Origin of the sequence: Streptomyces capoamus (assembly GCF_014654935.1) — a bacterium.
Lineage (GTDB): Bacteria > Actinomycetota > Actinomycetes > Streptomycetales > Streptomycetaceae > Streptomyces > Streptomyces capoamus.
Genome location: NZ_BNBF01000002.1, coordinates 478,008 through 482,239, shown reverse-complemented (window position 1 = coordinate 482,239; position 4,232 = coordinate 478,008). Strand labels below are relative to the sequence as shown.

The 4,232-nt window shown below is 71.6% G+C and carries 5 protein-coding genes and 1 pseudogene; 2 read left to right on the top strand and 4 right to left on the bottom strand.

The genetic code is table 11. From position 1 onward, the window contains the following. Positions 1 to 277 (bottom strand): annotated as a pseudogene (locus IE312_RS38975) (DUF3558 domain-containing protein); the annotation flags it as partial. Between the two features lie 143 nt (positions 278 to 420). Between IE312_RS38975 and IE312_RS05755 the strand changes: the two are divergent. Next, positions 421 to 1,614: an RtcB family protein gene (locus IE312_RS05755; RefSeq protein ID WP_189978909.1), complete on the top strand. Its 1,194-nt coding sequence runs from the start codon at positions 421 to 423 to the stop codon at positions 1,612 to 1,614. Here the strand turns inward: IE312_RS05755 and IE312_RS05750 are convergent. Then, complete coding sequence (locus IE312_RS05750) at positions 1,604 to 2,197, bottom strand: TetR/AcrR family transcriptional regulator (RefSeq protein ID WP_189978907.1); 594 nt, start codon at positions 2,195 to 2,197, stop codon at positions 1,604 to 1,606. The genes IE312_RS05755 and IE312_RS05750 overlap by 11 nt on opposite strands. A gap of 81 nt (positions 2,198 to 2,278) precedes the next feature. Between IE312_RS05750 and IE312_RS05745 the strand changes: the two genes are divergently transcribed. After that, positions 2,279 to 3,127: an SDR family oxidoreductase gene (locus IE312_RS05745; RefSeq protein ID WP_189978905.1), complete on the top strand. Its 849-nt coding sequence runs from the start codon at positions 2,279 to 2,281 to the stop codon at positions 3,125 to 3,127. Between the two features lie 20 nt (positions 3,128 to 3,147). Here the strand turns inward: IE312_RS05745 and IE312_RS05740 are convergent, their stop codons facing one another. After that, positions 3,148 to 3,336 carry a hypothetical protein gene (locus tag IE312_RS05740; RefSeq protein WP_189978903.1) on the bottom strand — a complete coding sequence of 63 codons (189 nt, stop codon included), beginning with the start codon at positions 3,334 to 3,336 and terminating at the stop codon, positions 3,148 to 3,150. Further along, the gene (locus tag IE312_RS05735) at positions 3,336 to 4,112 is read right to left on the bottom strand and encodes an SDR family NAD(P)-dependent oxidoreductase (RefSeq protein WP_189978901.1); all 777 of its coding nucleotides are present in this window, start codon (positions 4,110 to 4,112) and stop codon (positions 3,336 to 3,338) included. The genes IE312_RS05740 and IE312_RS05735 overlap by 1 nt, the downstream gene beginning before the upstream one ends. Between the last annotated feature and the right edge of the window lie 120 nt (positions 4,113 to 4,232).

Below are 4,232 nucleotides of genomic sequence, written 5' to 3'. Positions count from 1 at the left end.
GCGCGTCCAGCGTGTCGTGGCCGACCGCGCCGCAGGGCTCGGGGAGCGTGCGGTACTTGCCCGGCTGTGCGGCCACGGTGGCCGTACCGGCGTCGCCCGGGTTGGCGTCGTCCGTCGCGCCGTCGCTCCCGGAACCGCTCGTGCAGCCGGCCAGCAGCGCCGCGAGGAGGGCGGCGGTGCCGGATACGTACGCCTTCCGCTGCACGGTCGGGCTCCTCTCGACGGTGTGTGCTCGCTCGGTGCTCCAGTGTCCCCGCTGGTTATTCGCTTGCCGCAGCGGGGCGCCCCCTGGAGACAATGTGTATCGCACGCACTGCCGTGGACGCCGGTCCCTTGTCCCTTTTCATCGACCCTGGCGCCGCTTTTGCGTTTTGCCGCTCATCAGCCTTTTGTCGTCGCTTTCGGGGGAATGAGGAACATATGTCGTACGTGGAGATGCCGGGCGCCAAGGTCCCGATCCGGATGTGGACGGACCCGGCGACGGTCGAGGACGTGGCCCTGCGCCAGCTCCAGAACGTGGCCACCCTGCCGTGGATCAAGGGCCTGGCCGTGATGCCGGACGTGCACTACGGCAAGGGCGCGACGGTGGGCTCGGTCATCGCCATGCAGGGCGCGGTGTGCCCGGCGGCGGTGGGCGTGGACATCGGCTGCGGCATGTCGGCCGTGAGGACGTCGCTGACGGCGAACGACCTCCCCGGGGACCTGTCCCGGCTGCGGTCGAAGATCGAGCAGGCCATTCCGGTGGGGCGGGGGATGCACGACGAACCAGTCGAGCCGGGTGACTTCCACGGATTGGCCACGGCCGGGTGGGAGGACTTCTGGGGGCGGTTCGACGGGGTCGCGGAGGCGGTCAGATTCCGTCAGGAACGTGCCTGGAAGCAGATGGGAACGCTCGGCTCGGGAAACCATTTCGTCGAGGTGTGCACGGATACGGACGGTTCCGTATGGCTCATGCTCCACTCCGGTTCCCGGAACATCGGCAAGGAACTCGCCGAGCACCACATCGGCGTGGCCCAGAAGCTCCCGCACAACCAGGGCCTGGTCGACCGTGACCTCGCCGTCTTCGTGTCGGACACCCCGCAGATGGCGGCCTACCGCAACGACCTGTTCTGGGCGCAGGAGTACGCCAAGTACAACCGCACCCTGATGATGGCGCTCCTGAAGGACGTGGTCCGCAAGGAGTTCAAGAAGGCGAAGCCGGCCTTCGAACCGGAGATCTCCTGCCACCACAACTACGTGGCGGAGGAGCGGTACGAGGGGATGGACCTGCTCGTCACCCGCAAGGGCGCGATCCGGGCCGGCTCCGGCGACTACGGGATCATCCCCGGCTCGATGGGCACGGGGTCGTACATCGTGAAGGGCCTCGGCAACGAGCTGTCCTTCAACTCGGCCTCGCACGGCGCGGGCCGGCGGATGAGCCGGAACGCGGCCAAGCGGCGCTTCTCCACCCAGGACCTGGAGGAGCAGACCCGGGGTGTGGAGTGCCGGAAGGACTCCGGTGTCGTGGACGAGATCCCGGGCGCCTACAAGTCGATCGACCAGGTCATCGACCAGCAGCGGGACCTGGTCCAGGTCGTGGCGAAGCTGAAGCAGGTCGTCTGCGTCAAGGGCTGACCTCCAGCGAGTCCAGCCAGCGCAGCAGGCGTGCGCCCTCCCTGGTCATGATGTCGGGGTCGCGGAGGGCGTTGGCCAGGAGGGACATGCCCTGGTACGCGGAGACCAGGGTGAGGGCGTGGTCGTCCGGGGCGGGCAGGCCCCACTGGCGGAACTGGGCGGCCGTCCAGTCCAGGAGGCGGCGGACGACCGCGCCGGCCTCCGCGTCCAGGGTGCCGTCGGCGCGCTTGTCGAGTTCGACGGCCAGGGTGCCGGTGGGGCAGCCGTGGCGGGCCGCGGTCTCGCGCTGGGCGGTCCAGGCTTCGACCAGCGCCTTGAGGCGGTCGCGCGGGGCCGGCAACTCGTCCAGGGCGGCGGTGAGTTCGTCCAGGTGTGCCTGGTGCTCCGCCAGTGCCGCCCGGACCAGTTCGTCCTTGGTCTTGAAGTAGTAGTAGACGTTCCCGACCGGTACGCCGGCCTCGCGGGCGATGTCGGCGAGGGTGGTGCGCTCGACGCCCTGCTCGTGCAGGACGCGGGCGGCCGCGGCCGTGAGGCGCCGCCGCTTCTGGGACGCCCGGGCGCGCCGATCCACTGAGTTTGTCACCTGACTGACTATAGACAGGCGGGGGTGACGACGTGTTATGTTCGAGTAAGTCAGTTGACTAACTCAAAAGTAGGGGGAGCGATGATCGCTGTCACCGGGGCCACCGGGAACATCGGGCGGATGCTGGTGGGGATGCTGGCCGGGGCCGGTGAGGAGGTCGTGGCCGTGTCCCGGGGGGACGGGACGGGCGGGCCGGCCGGGAACGGGGTGCGGTGGGTGCGCGGCGGAGTGGGGGACGCCGGGAGTCTGCGGCCCGCGCTGGACGGGGCCCGGGCGGTCTTCCTCGTGCTGGGCGGCGAGCTGAACTTCCGGGGGGAGCGCCCCGGTGCCGTGGTGGAGGCGGTCGCGGATGCCGGGGTCAGGCGGATCGTGCTGGTGTCGTCGCAGGTCAGCGCCACCCGGCCGGAGGCGCCCTCGCATGCCCGGCTGCGGGCGTTCGAGGCCGCCGTGCGGGAGTCCGGGCGGGAGTTCACCGTGCTGCGGCCGGCCGGGTTCGCGTCCAACGCGCTCGCCTGGAGCGAGTCGGTGCGCACCCGGCGCACGGTGTACGCGCCCTTCGGCGGTGTCGCGCTGCCCGTGGTCGATCCGGCGGACATCGCCGCCGTGGCCGCCGCCGCGCTGCTGGAGGACGGGCACGCGGGCCGGACGTACGAGCTGACCGGCCCGGAGCCGATCAGTCCGCGCGGGCAGGCGGAGGTCCTCGCGGCGGCCCTGGGGGAGGAGGTGGCGTTCGTGGAACTGTCCCGGGAAGAGGCGCACGCGGGGATGGCGCGGTTCATGCCCGAGCAGGTGGTCGCCGGCACGCTGGACGTCCTCGGTGCGCCGCTGCCGGCCGAGCGGCGGCCCGGCCCGGGTGTGGAGGCCGTGCTGCACCGGCCGGCCGCGCCCTTCGCCGCGTGGGCCGAGCGGAACCTGGCGGCGTTCGCCTGAGCCCCCCCCCGCCCGGCGGGCTACTTCGCGTGCCGTACGGCGTAGATCATCACGAAGGCGACGAAGTGGATGCCGAAGAGGAAGTAGGCCAGGAAGTACCAGACCTGGCGTTCGTTCTTCGTCTCCTGCGCCAGGCGCCGCTTCTCGAAGGTGTCCGCGGTCGAGGGGGCCCCGGCCGCGGGACCCTCCGTCAGGGGGTCGTCCTCCATCAGCGTTCCCGGTGGACCTTGGTGTTGGACGCCTGGGCGCGCGGGCGCAGGACCAGGAGGTCGACGTTGACGTGGCTGGGGCGGGTGACCGCCCAGGTGATGGTCTCGGCCACGTCGTCGGCGGTGAGGGGCTCGGCGACGCCCTCGTACACCTTGGAGGCCTTCTCGGTGTCGCCGCCGAAGCGGGTGAGGGCGAACTCGTCGGTCTTGACCATGCCGGGGGCGATCTCGACGACGCGGACCGGCTGGCCGACGATCTCCAGGCGGAGGGTCTCGGCGAGGACGTGGGCGCCGTGCTTGGCGGCCACGTAGCCGCCGCCGCCCTCGTAGGTGCCGTGGCCGGCGGTGGAGGAGACGACCACGATCACGCCGTCGCCGCTCGCGACCAGCTTCGGCAGCAGGGCCTGGGTGACGTTGAGGGTGCCGATGACGTTGGTCTCGTACATCGTGCGCCAGTCGGCGGGGTCGCCGGTGGCGACCGGGTCGGCGCCGAGGGCACCGCCGGCGTTGTTGACGAGGACGCCGATGGTCTGGAAGGCGGTGGCGAACTCGTCGACGGCGGCGCGGTCGGTCACGTCGAGCTGGTAGGCGACGGCGGAGTGGCCGGCCCCGGTGAGTTCCTCGGCGAGGGCTTCGATGCGGTCCTTGCGGCGGGCGGTGAGGACGACGCGGTAACCGGCCGCGGCGAGCTGCCGGGCCGTGGCGGCTCCGATGCCGCTGCTCGCGCCGGTGACGACGGCGATGCGGGAGGCGGCGGACGGGGCGGCGGTGGCCATGGCTGCTCCTGGGGCTGCGTCGGGGTGGTGCGCCGGGATGGGTCGTGTCCAGCGTAAGTGAGCCTCAGCCGCCGTTCCGTGGCGCCCACATGATGAGAGCCATCCCGGCGACGCAGACCA